General features: G+C 60.2%; 11 protein-coding genes. 3 read left to right on the forward strand and 8 right to left on the reverse strand.

Going from position 1 to position 15,874, the window contains the following annotated elements:
* Positions 1-304 precede the first annotated feature (304 nt).
* On the forward strand, positions 305-1,228 hold the full coding sequence (locus tag OKW41_RS19725) for a glutaminase (RefSeq protein WP_429573687.1): 924 nt from the start codon (positions 305-307) through the stop codon (positions 1,226-1,228).
* A 201-nt stretch (positions 1,229-1,429) separates the two neighbouring features.
* Here the strand turns inward: OKW41_RS19725 and cysS are convergent, their stop codons facing one another.
* The 4 genes from cysS to OKW41_RS19745 all read right to left on the reverse strand — a co-directional run bounded on the left by cysS (position 1,430) and on the right by OKW41_RS19745 (position 4,842).
* Positions 1,430-2,839, reverse strand: coding sequence for a cysteine--tRNA ligase (cysS, locus tag OKW41_RS19730; RefSeq protein WP_429573688.1), 1,410 nt, complete (start codon positions 2,837-2,839; stop codon positions 1,430-1,432).
* Between the two features lie 340 nt (positions 2,840-3,179).
* Complete coding sequence (locus OKW41_RS19735) at positions 3,180-3,569, reverse strand: VOC family protein (RefSeq protein ID WP_429573689.1); 390 nt, start codon at positions 3,567-3,569, stop codon at positions 3,180-3,182.
* A 127-nt stretch (positions 3,570-3,696) separates the two neighbouring features.
* Positions 3,697-4,212, reverse strand: a complete 516-nt coding sequence (locus OKW41_RS19740) for a GNAT family N-acetyltransferase (protein ID WP_429573690.1) — start codon at positions 4,210-4,212, stop codon at positions 3,697-3,699.
* Positions 4,213-4,380: 168 nt separating this feature from the next.
* A complete protein-coding gene (locus OKW41_RS19745; protein ID WP_429573691.1) occupies positions 4,381-4,842 on the reverse strand; it encodes an NUDIX domain-containing protein in 462 nt (153 codons plus the stop codon).
* 308 nt (positions 4,843-5,150) lie between these two features.
* Here OKW41_RS19745 and OKW41_RS19750 point away from each other — a divergent pair, with 308 nt between their 5' ends.
* On the forward strand, positions 5,151-5,846 hold the full coding sequence (locus tag OKW41_RS19750; RefSeq protein WP_429573692.1) for a glycine zipper 2TM domain-containing protein: 696 nt from the start codon (positions 5,151-5,153) through the stop codon (positions 5,844-5,846).
* 459 nt (positions 5,847-6,305) lie between these two features.
* On the opposite strand, the gene OKW41_RS19755 is transcribed toward OKW41_RS19750, so the two are convergent.
* The 4 genes from OKW41_RS19755 to OKW41_RS19770 all read right to left on the reverse strand — a co-directional run bounded on the left by OKW41_RS19755 (position 6,306) and on the right by OKW41_RS19770 (position 12,677).
* The gene (locus OKW41_RS19755) at positions 6,306-7,430 is read right to left on the reverse strand and encodes a hypothetical protein (protein WP_429573693.1); all 1,125 of its coding nucleotides are present in this window, start codon (positions 7,428-7,430) and stop codon (positions 6,306-6,308) included.
* 205 nt (positions 7,431-7,635) lie between these two features.
* Positions 7,636-8,313 carry a carbonic anhydrase gene (locus OKW41_RS19760; protein WP_429573694.1) on the reverse strand — a complete coding sequence of 226 codons (678 nt, stop codon included), beginning with the start codon at positions 8,311-8,313 and terminating at the stop codon, positions 7,636-7,638.
* A 10-nt stretch (positions 8,314-8,323) separates the two neighbouring features.
* A complete protein-coding gene (locus OKW41_RS19765) occupies positions 8,324-9,646 on the reverse strand; it encodes a DUF2254 domain-containing protein (RefSeq protein ID WP_429573695.1) in 1,323 nt (440 codons plus the stop codon).
* A 265-nt stretch (positions 9,647-9,911) separates the two neighbouring features.
* Positions 9,912-12,677 carry an MGH1-like glycoside hydrolase domain-containing protein gene (locus tag OKW41_RS19770; RefSeq protein WP_429573696.1) on the reverse strand — a complete coding sequence of 922 codons (2,766 nt, stop codon included), beginning with the start codon at positions 12,675-12,677 and terminating at the stop codon, positions 9,912-9,914.
* Positions 12,678-13,083: 406 nt separating this feature from the next.
* Here OKW41_RS19770 and benC point away from each other — a divergent pair, with 406 nt between their 5' ends.
* Complete coding sequence (gene benC / locus OKW41_RS19775) at positions 13,084-15,873, forward strand: benzoate 1,2-dioxygenase electron transfer component BenC (RefSeq protein WP_429573697.1); 2,790 nt, start codon at positions 13,084-13,086, stop codon at positions 15,871-15,873.
* Position 15,874 lies beyond the last annotated feature (1 nt).

A 15,874-nucleotide genomic window follows, 5' to 3' on the forward strand; every position in this document is an offset into this window, starting at 1 on the left:
CACCCGCGGAGCAAGCGAGGAGTCTGAACGGCAACTGTCAACGACCTAGGCTTCAGGATCGAACGTCTCACATTGGGCCGATCCCAGCCGTCGAAGGCGACGTGGCGTTCGCCTTCCTGGTCATTGCCGAAGGACCGTACATCAGTTCATTTTCGCGGAGCGCCAACACCCTGTCGCCGGAATGACTCATCGCCGGCCCCAGCCTCTTCGTAAAGGTGCGCGACACTGTGGGCGAGGCACCGAACGCTGCCTGGCTGCGGTATCATCGCGATCCATGCTCAAGGGCTCCTGGATGCAGCCACCAATGTCCGACCAGAACTATCAAGCGATCCTCGAACAGATCCATCGCGACATCGAACCGTGGCGCACCGCGGGCCGCGCCGCGGACTACATTCCCGAACTCGCGAATCTGCCCGCCAACAGCTTCGGCATGGCCGTCGTCACGACGGCGGGGGACGTGTATCGCGTAGGACAAGCCGATACGCGCTTTTCAGTTCAGAGCATCTCCAAGCTGTTCGCGTGCACGATGGCATTCAGGCTGCTGGGCGATGCGTTGTGGCAGCGCGTGGGCCGTGAGCCGTCGGGTACGGCCTTCAATTCGCTCGTGCAACTCGAAGCCGAGAAGGGCAAGCCGCGCAATCCGTTCATCAACGCAGGCGCACTGGTCGTCACCGATGTGCTGTGCCGCCGCTTCGTCAACGCGGAGACAGCGCTCGTCGAATTCATGCGGCGGCTGACGGGTGAATCGACGATCGACTATGATATGCGCGTGGCTCAGTCCGAATTGCAGCACGCACACCGCAATCGCGCGATGGCCCATTTCATGGCGAGCTTCGGCAACCTGGAGATGCCGCCCGAGGCTGTCGTCGATGCGTATTGCCGTCAATGCGCGATATCGATGAACTGCGTCGAACTGGCGAAGGCGGCACTCTTTCTCGCCAACGGGGGCGTCGCGCCGATCTCTGGCGAACGTATCCTCGACGCGAGTTCGGCCAAACGGCTGTCCGCTCTTATGCTGACATGCGGCACGTACGACGCGGCCGGTGACTTCGTGTATCGCGTCGGCTTGCCAGCGAAAAGCGGCGTGGGCGGCGGCATCGTCGCGGTGCTGCCGGGGGAAATGGCCGTTTGCGTCTGGTCGCCCGGACTCGACGCGAACGGCAACTCACTTGCGGGCGTCCAGGCGCTTGAACGGTTGACCACGCTTACCGGCCGGTCGATTTTTTGAGACACCGGAGTCTAGGTCATTCGGCAAGAGTCAACCCACACTGAGCGAGCGCTACGTGAAAGGCTGGGACCGACGGCGGATTCAACCGGTCGATCGCGTGCGAAGCAGACGTTCAACCGGTCGCGCCGAGCGGGTGCCATCTCGCCTGTGGTTGTGCGCCCCACAAGGGCATAGGACGCACAGCCGCCAATCTTTCGAGCGTCACCGGCAGCCATCCCCAAGTGTCGTCATTCCTTTGACAGTCCGGGTTAGTCGTAGCCCGCGCTCACCGTCTTCGATTTGCCATCCCAAGGCTCTCAATGTGTCACGTAGGCGGTCGGCTTGGGCCCAATCGCTGTTGGCGCGCGCCTTCTCGCGCTGCTCGGCCAAGGCAGCAATGTCTGCGGGAATGTCCCGCTTGTCAGGCTGCCAATCGGGCAGTCGCAACCCAAATACAGAATCGAAGCTGTCAACGGTGGCCCGTCGCGTGGCCGGCGGCAAATCGCTCCTCACCAGATCCCACAGCACGGCTAGTGCGCGCGGTAGATTCAGATCCTGATTGACCTCAGCGTTGAACCGGGCGACAAAACGCTCATCCGCCGTACCACCGGTGGGCCAACTCGCATAGACGTTGCGTAGCCGGTCGAGCGCGACCCTTGCGGCTTCAAGCGCATCCCAGTTGAAACGCAGGCAGCTTCTGTAGTGCGCCGTCAAGCACAGGTAGCGATACGCCAGCGGATCGACTCCGCGGTCGACCAATGTCTGCAGGCGCAGGAAGTCACCGCCCGCCTTGGACATTTTCGTAGCGTCCAGTGTAAGGAAATGGCCGTGCATCCAGAAGTTGGCGAGCCGGGTACCGTGCGCGGCTTGCGTCTGCGCGATTTCGTTGCTGTGATGCACGGCGATGTGGTCTTCACCTCCGCAGTGAATATCGAACCAGGACCCCAGGTACCTGGCCGACATCGCCGAGCACTCGATGTGCCAGCCGGGAAAGCCGCGTCCCCAAGGGCTGTCCCATTCCATCTGCCGCCGGGAATCAGCCGGGCTGAATTTCCATAGCGCGAAATCCGTGGCGCGCTTTTTCTCGCCTGGTGCAACTCGCTTGCCGGCTTGCAGGCCCTCGTGGTCCAGGCGAGCCAGAAAGCCGTAGTCGTTCTGCTTGCTGGTGTCGAAGTACACGCCATCTGCAGTCTGGTACGTGTAGCCGGCGCGTTCAAGGGTGACAATGAAGGCGACCTGATCCGCGATATGGTCGGTTGCCCGACACCAGACCGAAGGCTCCAGCAAGTTGAGCGCTCGCCAGTCGGCCAGGAAGGCCTCTGTATAACGCTCGGCGATCGCCCATGCCGACTCTCCCGTTCGCCGGCTTCCTTTCTCCATCTTGTCTTCGCCGTCATCGGCATCGGAGACCAGATGGCCAACATCGGTGATATTGACGACGTGCTGCACGGGGTAGCCGTTTAGCATCAGGACGCGCCGGAGCACGTCTTCGAACACATAGGTCCGCAGATTGCCGATATGCGCGTGGTCGTACACCGTAGGCCCGCAGCAATACAGGCCGACGTGATCGGCTTGTATCGGCTTGAAGGGGCGCAGGGCGCGCGACCAGGTGTCATACAGGACGAGTGGCATCGGAATTTTCGTGTGGTGGAGCGATCGTGAAAAACAAAAAGGCCACCGTTTTCGCAACGGGTGGCCAGTTGAGGCTTGGACGTGACGCAGATTGGCGCGCTAGACGCAAGCTCCCCCTGGCAGGCCGTGACAGCATGCGCGAACGAGGCGGGAGGGGTAATGGGCGTAAGCGAGCATGAAAGGCATGTTAGAGCCTGCCGCTCCGTAGGTCAACGTCAGTGAGCGGCCGCTTTTGAGAGCCACTGTCGAGCGACAGCTTGTGGCCGGAGTTCGCCTCTCACGCGACCGTGCGACTTGCTGCAAAGCGATCGAGCCGGCATCCAAATGCATTACGCATGCATCATGAGGGCCACGCCGAGTTTTGCAAAACGATTCGGTAGCCGTCGTGATCCTCAAATGTTTTACCTGACACGTCCCAATAAGGATTGAGCGACGCCACGCAAACAAATCCGCTCTCGGCGAGACGATCGCAAGTCGACTGCCACTCAACTCGATCCGGGGCGTAAAACACCAGCAAATCCTCACGTGTTGGTGTTGGCGCTACCGGATGTTCGCGGCACTGTGTGAACTCGAAGTGATAGTCCATACCGGAACGTCCGAGCATCAACCCGTCGAACCCCTGATGGTCTTGAAATTTCGCCAGCACAACGAGGCTGAGCGCTGCGCAATACATGCATTCTGCCCGCGAAAGGTCGCTGACAGGTCTGGCTATTCTGAGATGTGCTTGCATCGGGTTTTGTTATCGGGATCGTTGGCCAAGAGTGTCGGAACATCGATCCTCAAGGATACGTCGAACGAAAATTGTCGCCGCCTTTCCGCGTGACCGGTTGTGGCCGAAGCGAGTTCTTGCCCTGAGCTCAGTCAGAGACAGCAAACACCGTTTGCAGGTCGCGCTTCATATAGCGAACCCACCCGATTCTTCCCTTGTCCCGGGTTCCCAGATCCACCCAGCCGGCTTTTGCATACGAACGGCGCCCGGTCTCATTCTCTTCGTCGACGGAAAGCATAATGGACTTGGTGTCGGCCCAGTGGGTCAAAAGCCATTCCGGCAGACGCTGGAGCGCAGCCGTTCCGATTCCTAGACCTTGGAAGCGTAAGTCGATACGTAGGGCCGAAATGACGGCGGCTCCCATTGAAGCCCAACTGGGGGCGGCGTTTCGCCTCTTCAGAACGAGAAAACCTACAATTACTTCCATGTGGAAGATAGCCGCGCCTTGGATTTCGCCAGTCAGCTCGGATATGCAAGCCTCGACTGCGCGGTGAGTTGGCCCAGCATACTCAATCTGTTGATCGGAAATCTTCAAATTCTCAACGTCGATTTTCTGGGCCGGGCTTAACGCCTCCCATCGGACGATGCGGATCACATGAGTCATTGCTTTTTCCAACCAGGCGAACGCGGGAAAGGGTATCTGGGTAATCCGCCACATTCTACTGGCTGTTCGCCGCGTCGAAATTGTCGACGATTCAGTATTCGCCGACGACCGTCCGTTCATGGCCGAATCTGGAGGCACGTCAAGCAACAACGGCGTCCGACTGTGATCTTAGAAAGGGCGAAACAAATCATCTTTAGGATACGGGAGTGCCAGTTCCGGCATCTCGTGCCTTCCGAAATATTGAATTGACTTGGTTTCGGAATCGCTGGGTATCCCGGAGCCGCCAATGATTTTGCATTGGAACAGAGTCACTACGTATTCGACGTGGTCGCCGCTTGGATACGTGTATCGGAACGGCCGTCCGCCAAACACGCCGAGAATGCCGTGAATGCGGATTGCATATCCGGTCTCCTCCATTACCTCGCGGATGATGGCCTCTTGCGGGCTTTCTCCCAGTTCAATTCCACCAGCGGGCAAACTCCACGCCTCTCCGGACGATTTCTCCTGAAGCAGCAGTTTACCTTCATGATCGTGAATCACGGCTGCAACGGAGGGACTCAAAATCAAATCCCTTCCAACCTTTTTCCTCAGCCGACTGATGTAGCTTTCGTTATCATCGTGCAGCGACACCTTCACCCCCGTCGAGTTTGTGCGTGTCCGATTGTCGGCGATTTAGGAGGCTCAATCGACTGTCTCGTTCTGGCCGGCTACTGCCGAATGCGGTCTACAGCAGCCGAAGCACTTTTCCTTTTCACGACTCTACCGGAGGTGCGCACCGCACGCGGATCGCTTGCAGGCGCGTGACGCATCGTGGCCCGTTGGAGCGGGTGATGCCAACGCGTCCCGGCTAGCTACAACCGCTTACAAATCTCACAATAGCAGGGTCCACCGGTTTGATGGCATTGGCGTTCTTCCAGGCACATACCATGGAGCCAGCAATGAACACAAACCTGCCTTCCGATTCGTCCCCGCACAGCCGCATTCATCCTCTGGTCGCCGGAGCTGCCGTTGCTGTGATTCTCGCCAGCGGCACCGGCATCGCCGCAATGACCGGTCTGCTTCCGACATCCCGGGCGGTAACGCCGCCGCTGTCGCAAACTGCAGCGGTCGCCGTGCAGCCAGCCGGCACGCCGCTCGACTCGGCTCAACCGTATGCGGAGCAACAACGCACGCGGACCAACACGGTGAGCGAACCCCTTGTTCATCACCACCATAGCAGTGCGCCGTCGCCAGCGCCCAGGTACGCGCACGACGATATTTACCGTGATGCCACCCAGCCGCCACCTCGACCGGCTGCCGTCGACCCAAATGCAGGTGAAGTCGTCGCGGTCAACGCAGTCCAAACGCAAGAGCCGACCACCGGGCTCGGCGCAGTAGGCGGTGCGGTGGCAGGCGGGCTGCTGGGCAACCAGGTTGGTCAAGGGCGCGGCCGTGTTCTGGCGACGATAGCGGGTGCAGTTGGCGGTGGCCTTGCCGGTAACGGTATCGAACATGCCGTACGCAAAGATGCCACCTACCAGGTGCAAGTCAGAATGCAGGATGGCAGTTATCGAAACTTCAACTACGACACGCAGCCTACCGTTCAGGTTGGTGAGCGTGTGCGTGTCTATGGCGATTCGCTGAGTGCTTCGTAAGCACGCAGAGAACCGGAGGGCACAGCGCCTTACAAACGGTTAGCAGGCTGACACTTCACGTTTATCTGCCAACTAGAGCTACACATATGACTATGGGTACGAATACAACGACGACCGTGAGAGGCACTGGCACCATGACCATGGTTGGCACAGAGGCTGGGAGCACCATCATCATCACGGGGACGATGACGAATAATCTGGCACTGCATCCAATTCGCGATATCGCAGCGTTGTGCTGACGACGCCGAAGCCTCGTTCTATCTGACCAAGTGCTTACGCCTTTGCTGTAACAGTGAGAGGCTTGCAGATCAATGGAACGGAAGGTGCACCTAAGCGCTGGCCGTTCGCTTGATCGCCTGAAGGCGGGAGACCCGCTCGATGCGCCGCTCAAAAGTGCATAAGAGCCCCTTCTCAGCCATCCAAACAGCGGGCGGCTGAATGCGGTCGACTGCGCAACCGTCAGCCGAATGCGTCCTCAACGAACGATGCATAACTCTGCGCATTGACGAGCGCGCGCGGTCCGAAATTCCTATCCCTTGCGAGCGCCCGGCATCGGCCTGGCATAAATGCCTGGTCGACGTCTATCGTCCCGGCCAGTGCATGAGTGAACTCGTGAATAAGGCCCGCGCCACGGCTAATGCTCGTTCCGTCATGAATCACCTGTTGTTCGAGACCGAAGAAGTCGATCGCCAGGTGTATGTTTATTTTTCCGTCGCGGCGAACTGTCTTGAGGTCGGGGGCATAGGCCCGGACATTGGGGATGACGCTGCCGCCACCGTAATAGAGGCGCACTGACCTCATCTGGATGCCCTTCCAGACGCATTGCAGCACCGCGCGCACCAACGCGCTTCTGGTTTGACTACCGGACAACCCCAGATCTGAGCCGCCTTGGAATCCAAGCGCCGCGACATCCACTTTGTCGTCTGGATTACCGAAATAGCTGGTGAATGTTTCCTTGTACTGTTCCGGTATGCCGGACGAAGCGTGCAAAAGCCGCTGATGCATCAACGTCAGCAGATCGGTGGCGCTCTCGAAGGCATTTTCCGCGCCGAGGAGGAAAGTCGTTTGAACACTTTCGAAGCCGATCGACACACTGTTGAAGTTCTTCAACTGCAGACTTGGAAATCGCTTCGACTGGAAGACATCGCCCGTCGACAGAAGAATTTTCAACCGCATTTCGAGGTCGAGAATATCGCGCCTTTCCAGAATGGGTTTAGCCTTTCTGAGCGTTTCCTCATCGAGATTCAGGACGATCGACATCGCCAGCAGCATCGCCGCGACGGCGATTCTCTTAGGATTGTCCGGTGTAGAAAGCAGCGTGCTTTCGCGCCGTAGACCGCAAACCTCCAGAGGACCGGTAATCAACTCACCCGCCTTCCTGACTGATGCGCCTCCCGCGTTTTCCCATCGGGAGACCTTTTTCTCGTGGTACTGCTGCAAGTCACGAAATTTTCCGGGACTGCCGTCAAAGCCATCGATGCCGCCGGGTGGCGCGTGCTTTTTGATGTATGTCCACAGCGTGTTCAAATCGGTCATGTAGGCCTCGTCAGTGTGAGTCAATGCCGTTGCCAACAGGCGCTGCATGCCACGTTCTGACAACCAAAACTGCGCGCGGGCCTCTTAAGATCCGACGCATGAACTGTAGATAGCAATATTCGCGGTGACATGTTCTTCTGCAACAAAGTGTGCGGAAGCGAACATTGAAACAGAACTTGCCGTCTGCATCGCGACGCAGGGATTGCATTGGTCGCTAGCGACATGCCGGTCCCGTCGCGGGCTTCGCAAACCGTCATCTCGCCCGTGCGGCAAGGCGCGCAATCATCCGGTCAGCCATTGTGCGATCGACGACTTCGAATGAGCGGCTCGTGCGCTCATAGGCATACATGGCGCCAGTCGCGATATCGAACCACCAGCCGCTCAATACGAGTGCCCCGGCAGTGACTTGCTGGCGGACGATCGGGTAGGTCATCAGGTGCTCGAGTTGCACGAGTACGTTGAGTTGCGACAATTGATCGTGCGCTTTCAAGCTATCGTCGAGCGGACCTTCCTGTTCGAGGCGAAACGCTGCGTTGTTGGCGTGGCATAGCCATTTATCGAGGTTTGGTGATTTCAGCTTGGCGTGCCTGGAGAATACGGCCTTCATCGCGCCGCACTCTGAATGTCCACACACGACAATATTCGCGACTTTCAACACCAGCACGGCATATTCGATCGCGCTTGCCTCGGAAAGATCTCCGGTAGAGACGCCCTCCGCAGTCGCCGGTGGTATCAGATTGCCCACGTTGCGCATCGTAAAGAGATCGCCGGGATGGGTTGATGCCAGCAGATCCGGCACGACCCGGCTGTCCGAGCACGTTATGAAGAGCGCATCAGGTGTCTGCGCGAGCGCGAGTTTGCTGAACTGCTGCGCGTATTGCGGCAGCATTTTCTCCCGGAATTCAACGATGCCCATGATGAGTTTTCGCATGGTTTGCCTTTCAAACGATGGGTTGCCTTGCTGTCGAGCTTTCCGAGCCTCCAAGCCCTTGCGAGTCGGGGATACGGGCCAGCGCCAGGTCCTCCGGAAATGGATGCTTCGAGCCGATCGCACGGTCCAGCAGAGTCAGCTCGACACGCAAGGCGTCGTGGCGATGCTCCGGCAAGCACTGGAGGAGATTCTCTATCGCCGCGCGCTGACGCCGCGCGATCTGAATGCTGCCCGCGCCGTACTGACGTATCTCGCGGAAACTGATATGCACGAAATCTTCCCAGTTCGGTGTTCGATAGATGACGCGCACAAGTCCGGACTTATCCGTTATCTCTTCGGTGTACAAAGACCGTTTTCCGACTACACGTAATAGCCGCTGCAACTGATCGATGGCCAATACGGCCGTTGTTGGATCGTTGATCGCAGCCGACAACGCTTTCAGCGCAATATCAACAAGGATGCGAAACGCGAACATAGGATCCTGTTCCATCGTGCGTTCAGTCCCAAAAGCAACCAGTGTACGCAGCCGGTTTTCATCGATTGCGTCAGAGTCTCCGTACAAATAAAACAAGGGTTCGTCCACCGCGACAAAGTCGCCGACTTGCGGCACGAATTCGATAACCGAGTTAGTGCGCCTCGCCTTGGCGACAAGTCTTTCGAGATTCACGGCCAGAACGATGCCGGATGTACCGCTATGGCGAACAATACGGCCAGGTACGCCTCGCTCGTGGTCAAGTCTCGGCGGGGTGATTCGGCCCGTCGCTGGCTCGGGATAGACGCTTTCGATGACCGCGATCCCGTGCTCCCCAACCCGAGCCACGAGGCTTACTGGACGCAGGCATTTCGCCGCATAATCAATCAGGAAAAGGAATGCGACGACAGAAGCGAATCCGAATAGCGCTGCGATGAATACCTGAAGCTGGTGCACCTCGCTGTCACCCATCCAGCCCAGGGTTCTGTTGGCAAACAGAAGCGTGAATACGAACAATCCCGAGATGCTGCGGATCACGTTATCGCGCAGCAAGGTCGTCGCGATGATCCGCGGGGTATATTGACCGCCAGCGACCTGGATTGCGACGAGCAGCGAACCGAAGGTAAACACCAGAAACGCCAGGTCTGCGGAAACGATGTCGCCGACAAGTGACCGCGCTCCAGTCATGGACAGCGCAAAAAGGCCGGTTTTCGGATCGAGGATGTCGTGTCCGATCAGCCACCTTCCCAGCATTTCAGTGAGCGGTTTTACCACGGCATAGATCGCCACCGCGACGAGCGGTACCGTCCACAGGGAAGATCTGAGGTAACTTTTTAAGCTGTACCAGCGGTTCCAGTCCATGTTTGCGCTCTTCCTACGATTGATACGGCAGCGGAGGCCGAAACGTTCGCGGTTCGCCTTTGACCATGTAGAGGAAACTTGCCGGTGGGGTGCGAGCATGTCTTCGCTTACCCGTGGGGTCGCGTCTTCCGGTGGCCACGTGGACCCTCCCAAAACAATCAGACACGTGACCTTCAGGTCGGTCAATCAGACTTTGGTCCGATAGGTCGAGGACATAGAGTTTCGGGAGTCGCGTCTCGATCGATTCCGGATTTTCGATGCCCGTCTATCGCGCCATCGCGGGCAGCGCGTCTTCGGCGACTGGCTCGCCTGCCCGCACGTTTTCGGCAGCGGTATCGGACGCCACGTGGGCCAGCTTCATCAGACGCGGCTGTAGCAGCAGCGCGACGAGACCGCTCCAGCCCGTCTGGTGCGAAGCGCCGACGCCACGTCCGCTGTCGCCGTGAAAGTACTCGTGGAACAGCACGAGATCGGACGAGCGCGGGTCGGCCTGCAACTGCGGATAAGCCGTCATCACGGGCCGCACGCCGTGCTCGTCCTTGAGAAAGAGGGTAGTGACACGCCGCGCGAGACCGTCGGCGATCTCGCTGAGCGAGCACCGGTTGCCCGATCCCGTTGGATATTCGATGCGGAACTCGTCGCCGTAGTAGCGATGGAATTCATACAGCGATTCGATCAGCAGATAGTTGACGGGCATCCACACAGGCCCGCGCCAGTTCGAATTGCCGCCGAATACGCGCGATTCCGATTCGGCCGGCTGATACGCGATGCAGACGTGCGCGCCGCCATGATCGAACTCGTACGGTGTATCGCGATGCACGCGTGACAGCGCGCGCACGCCGTGATCGGACAGAAATTCGTCTTCGTCGAGCGCGCGGCGCAGCAATGCCGTCATCCGGTATCCGCGCAGTAGCGAGAGCAGCGTGGTGTTGCCTTTGCCGGGTTCGGTCCAACGCGATACGAGTTTGGCGAGATTGGGCCGGTGATCGAGAAACCAGGCGAGCCGTTCCCGCAGGCCGGGCAGGTGGCCGTATATGCGTTCTTCGAGCACATGCACGGCGAACAACGGAATCAGGCCGACGATCGAGCGAACGCGCATCGGCACACGGGTTCCGTCTGGAAGATGCAGTACGTCATAAAAGAATTCGTCGTGACCGTCCCATAGCCCCGTTCTGCAACCTTCGCTGCAACCGACGGCTTCTGCGATATACAGGAAATGCTCGAAAAACTTCACCGCGATTTCGACGTACGCGTTGTTCGTCATCGCGAGCTCGAGTCCGATCTGCATCAGGTCGAGCGCATACGAGGCCATCCAGGCGGTGCCGTCCGCCTGGTCGATGCGGCCGCCCGTCGGCAGCGGGGAAGAGCGGTCGAAGATGCCGACGTTGTCTAGCCCGAGAAAGCCGCCCTGGAAGATGTTGCGGTCCTCTGCATCCTTGCGGTTGACCCACCAGGAAAAGTTCAGCAGCAACTTGTGGAACATCACCTCGAGAAACTTGTGGTCACCGACGCCCGTGACTTCACGGTCGAGTTCGTACACGCGCCATGTCGCCCATGCATGAACGGGCGGATTCGCGTCGCCGAATGCCCATTCGTAGGCGGGCAACTGCCCGTTCGGATGCATGTACCGTTCCTTCACGAGCAACAGCAACTGTTTCTTCGCGAAGTCGGGGTCCATCATTGCGAACGCGGCGGCATGAAACGCGAGATCCCAGGACGCGTACCACGGGTACTCCCACTTGTCCGGCATCGATACGACGTCGCCGTTGCACATATGCCGCCAGTCGGCGTTGCGCCCGTGCCGGCGTCCTTTCGGCGGCTTCGGCTGACCGGGGTCGCCGTCGTGCCAGCGCGTCACGTCGAATTGGTAATACTGCTTCGTCCATAGCATGCCGGCGAGCGCCTGGCGTTGCACGAGCCGCGCATCGGCGTCGCTGATGTCGTGCTGGAGCGCGGCGTAAAACTCATCGGCCTCCGCGATCCGGCGCGCGAACAGCGCTTCGAAGTCGAGCGGCACGTCGTCGCGCGTGATGCCCGTTAGTGCCGCCGGACGCCAGCGCAGATATAGCACCGCGCGCTCGTGCGGCGCGAGCGACAGGGCCACAAGCGCGGCGGCGCGGGTGCCCGCGTCGCGGCGTATCGCGTGCTCGTCGCCATCGACGAGGTAATCGTTGAAGCCATCCTTGAACGGGCCTGCGCCGGCGATGCCGAAAAGGCGGCGGACGTTGGTTTCGTTTTCGGAGAACAGCCATTCGATCGGCTGCCGCGCCGAGGCCGTGACGATCATCGTGCCTAGCGCGGGGTTGTGCGCGATCACGCGCGCGCCCTCGGCGGACTCCGGCTCGAGCGTGAGCGACGGCTTGCCGGGCTTGCCTGACCACGCCCAGCGGTTGCGCGCCCAGAAGAGCGGCAGCACATGGAGTGGCGCGTGCTGATCCGCGCGATTTTCGACGGTTACGCGCATCACGATGTCGTCGGGTGTGTGCTTCGCGTACTCGACCCAGACGTCGAAATAGCGATCGTTGTCGAACACGCCCGTATCGAGGATTTCGTATTCGGGCTGATCGGCGCCGCGCCGGCCGTTTTCCTCGATCAGGTCCTGATACGGGTACGCATCGTGGGGGTATTTGTACAGCATCTTCATGTACGAGTGCGTCGGCGTGCCATCGACGTAGAAGTAAAGCTCCTTCACGTCCTCGCCGTGATTGCCTTGCGCATTGGTCAAGCCAAACAGCCGCTCCTTCAGGATGGGGTCGCGCCCGTTCCAGAGCGCGAGCGACACGCACCAGTCGAGTGGGTCGTTGCCGAATCCGGCAATGCCGTCCTCGCCCCAGCGGTACATGCGGCTGCGCGCATGCTCGTGGGGGAAATACTCCCATGCGGTTCCGTAGTCGCTGTAGTCTTCGCGAACGGTGCCCCACTGCCGGTCGCTCAGATAAGGCCCCCAGCGGCGCCAGCAGTCGAGGTCCTGGCCATGCAGGCGGAATCCTTCCTTCGAATGGAGCAGATCGTTTGCGCGTAGCGATGACATGTGACCTCCCAAACCGGGATCGACCGTCGAACACGTTCAGTGCGTGAGTCCCCGCCCATCCTGTTGCGCGTGCGCCGCTGGGCGGTATCTGGATGATAGGCGTCGTTTAGCCTGATTGAGTCCGGCTCCGCAGCGCAACGGATTTAATGTGGTCGACGCGTATTTTCTGGCCGCGGAAAGCAGGTGAGGTCCGGACTACTATGGGCATCCGGCATCCATCACAATGCACGTTTTGTCCGGGTGAACGTCGTCTCTGTCCATTGAGGGGAACGCGGCTCAGGCTCTAAATTGGCGCCATTAAGCCCACCTGGCGCTTGCGAGAAACAAAACTACCTCGCGCGCCACCCCGCCCGAACATACCGCCAGCGGAGCGGCGTGTTCGGGCGGCTCTAGAGGAGACACCGCCATGGCCCATCAGATAACCCTCCGTTTTGAGGACGGAGTGAACCGCTTCATCGAGTGCGAGGAGGGCGAGCGCGTCACCGACGCCGCCATTCGCGGGAAGATCAATATTCCACTCGATTGCCGTGATGGCGTGTGTGGCACCTGCAAGGCGGACTGCGAGTCCGGCGAGTACGTTCTGGGCGACTGCGTGGAAGATGCGCTTAGCCCGGAGGAGGCGAGCGCCCGCAAGGTTCTCACCTGCCAGATGAGCCCACGTTCCGACTGCGTGATCCAGATCGCCACGAACTCCGATGTCTCGGGTACCGGCCCCTCCTCCCACAGGGGACGGATCGTCGCCTGCCAACGAGCGTCGGACACCACGATCGCCTTTTCGGTCGAGCTCGAGAACCGCGCGGATCTCGGCTTTCTTCCTGGGCAGTATGTCAACGTCCAGGTGCCCGGCACCGACCAGACACGGTCCTACTCCTTCAGCTCGGGGCCGTCCGAGCCGCACGTGTCCTTTCTTGTGCGCAATGTGCGTCAAGGGGTGATGTCGACCTGGCTCTGCGAAACCGCCAAAGTAGGCGACGCAATCGAGTTTCGCGGCCCGATGGGAAGCTTCTACCTGCGCGCCATTGAGCGGCCGGTGCTGTTTCTGGCGGGTGGCACGGGCCTCGCGCCGTTCCTCTCGATGCTGGACAAGATCGTCGAGGACGACGGCAGCCCGTATCCGATCCACATGATCCTTGGTGTGAACACCGATGAGGATCTGGTTGGCATCGACCGGCTCGAAACCTATGCGCAGCGCCTGCCGAACTTCACCTATGCCTGCACCGTCTCCAGCCCCGACAGTGCCCATCCCAACAAGGGCTATGTGACCCACCACATCAGCGCTTCCCAGCTCAACGGTGGCGATGCGGATGTCTACCTCTGCGGCCCGCCGCCGATGGTCGATGCGGTACGCGATTTTCTGTCGTCCGAAGGGCTGACGCCGCGCAATTTCTATTATGAGAAGTTCGCCGGTACAGGCCTGGTGGTCCAGACCGGCGAGGAGCGCATCGCTCCTGTCGATGTCGATGAAGCCTTCGACCTGCGCATGGCTCTCGAACTGGGGGCGGCTCAGCTGACCATGGGCCGGCTGTCGAGCGAGCAATTGATCACCTTCCGCCAGCTCGCCGAGGCGACGGCGCCGTTCGTGCGCGGGCGGCACTTTACTGACGTTCCACGCTACATCGAGGCGAACCACGCCTTCCACATGTTCACGATCGAAGCTTCCGGGAACGCACAGTTGATCGCGCTCTACCGGCAACTGGCCGTGCAGGACTACATCGCTCGCGCGCTGACCGACCAGATCGAGATCGTCGGCGATATCGTCCAGCAGCACCGGGACATTGTCGCCGCCTTCGAACTGGGCGACCTGAACGCGGCGCGCGACGTGATTGCGCTGCATGCGCTCCATTCCAGGGCCACGATGAGCCGGGCGCTGGAGCGCATGGCGATGGGCAAGAAGGCACCCGTGGCCGCGGCGGCCCCCGCTCTCCCGTCTGCCGTGCCGCAGAGCACGCCGCAAGTCTGCCCATTCACGGGCAGCACGCTTCCGTCCTATTCACACGAACTGGACTGGCCCGAGGGGTTGGAGCCATTCAAGGTGGTCGATGACGGCTCGCAAGGCGATCCTTACGAGCACTACCGCTGGATGCGGGAGCGTGCGCCAGTGCTGCGTTGCCAGTCGTCGACTTCGGACGTGTGGTTCCTGTCGCGCTATGACGATGTCTACCAGGCGATCCGCAACCCGAAGCTGTTTTCTTCCGAGGTCGTCAGCCCGCCGCCGCTGACGTTCCTGACGCTGTTCGATGCACCCGACCATTCGCGGTTACGCAAGGTCGTCCAGCCGTCATTCCTGCCCTTGGCGCTCGATCCCTTTATCGATCAGATCGCGCAAAGGGCGGAGGACCTCCTCGACGCGATGATTGCCAAAGGCGGCGGTGATGTCGTCAACGATTTCGCGATCCCGCTCAGCATCTCGACCATCTCCACGATGATCGACGTGCCGAACGAGGATGAGGAAAAGATGAAGTTCTGGTCGGACGAGACCTTTAGCTATTTCGGGCGCCTCGCCCGCAATGCGCCCGGGACCGGCACCGACGAGCAGAGCGCGCAAGCTTTCTTCGCCTACCTGAAGCAAGCGCTGGAGCGGCTCGCTCTCACCGACAGCCAGTCGATCGGCGGACATATCGCGCGCATGTGGAAGGACGGGCTGCTTTCGGAAAAGGAAGCGAAGGAGCTGTGCGCGTTCGTCTTCATCGCCGGGCACGACACGACGACTATCCTTGTCGCCAACGCTTTTCGCATGTTTGCCGAGCAGCCGGATCTGCTGGGACGTATCCGCGAAAACCCCGCCGACGCTGACCGGTTCGTCGAGGAGGTGGCGCGCTATCGCGGTACCGTCCAGCGCGTGAGCCGAATCACCACCGAGGCGACCACTATCGCGGGCGTCGATCTGCCCAAGGGCGCGGTGGTGCGATTGCTGCTGTCGGCTGCGAACCGCGACAGCCGCAAGTTCGCCGAAGGCGAGACGTTCGACATCGACCGCGATTCCTGCGGCCATCTGGGTTTCGGCAACGGCATGCACAAATGCCTTGGCGCGCCGCTCGCCAAGCTGGAGACGCTGATCGCGACGAAGGCTCTGGCCCGCAAGATTGGCGCTATTGCGCTCGATCCGGCAAGGCCGATCCAGTATGTGCGGGGCAACAATCTGACCAACTCCGGGCCGGAGCACCTGTTCGTGAGGCTAGATGGGTTGTCGGCCTGAA

It is taken from the genome of Paraburkholderia sp. UCT70, from assembly GCF_050434085.1.
GTDB classification, from domain to species: Bacteria; Pseudomonadota; Gammaproteobacteria; order Burkholderiales; family Burkholderiaceae; genus Paraburkholderia; species Paraburkholderia tuberum.

What these genes read in the sequence shown, in the direction of transcription:
- OKW41_RS19725 (WP_429573687.1), top strand. Translation starts at nt 305, where the DNA reads ATGTCCGACCAGAACTATCAAGCGATCCTCGAACAGATCCATCGCGAC.
- cysS (WP_429573688.1), bottom strand. Translation starts at nt 2,839, where the DNA reads ATGCCACTCGTCCTGTATGACACCTGGTCGCGCGCCCTGCGCCCCTTC.
- OKW41_RS19735 (WP_429573689.1), bottom strand. Translation starts at nt 3,569, where the DNA reads ATGCAAGCACATCTCAGAATAGCCAGACCTGTCAGCGACCTTTCGCGG.
- OKW41_RS19740 (WP_429573690.1), bottom strand. Translation starts at nt 4,212, where the DNA reads ATGACTCATGTGATCCGCATCGTCCGATGGGAGGCGTTAAGCCCGGCC.
- OKW41_RS19750 (WP_429573692.1), top strand. Translation starts at nt 5,151, where the DNA reads ATGAACACAAACCTGCCTTCCGATTCGTCCCCGCACAGCCGCATTCAT.
- OKW41_RS19755 (WP_429573693.1), bottom strand. Translation starts at nt 7,430, where the DNA reads ATGCAGCGCCTGTTGGCAACGGCATTGACTCACACTGACGAGGCCTAC.
- OKW41_RS19760 (WP_429573694.1), bottom strand. Translation starts at nt 8,313, where the DNA reads ATGCGAAAACTCATCATGGGCATCGTTGAATTCCGGGAGAAAATGCTG.
- OKW41_RS19765 (WP_429573695.1), bottom strand. Translation starts at nt 9,646, where the DNA reads ATGGACTGGAACCGCTGGTACAGCTTAAAAAGTTACCTCAGATCTTCC.
- OKW41_RS19770 (WP_429573696.1), bottom strand. Translation starts at nt 12,677, where the DNA reads ATGTCATCGCTACGCGCAAACGATCTGCTCCATTCGAAGGAAGGATTC.
- benC (WP_429573697.1), top strand. Translation starts at nt 13,084, where the DNA reads ATGGCCCATCAGATAACCCTCCGTTTTGAGGACGGAGTGAACCGCTTC.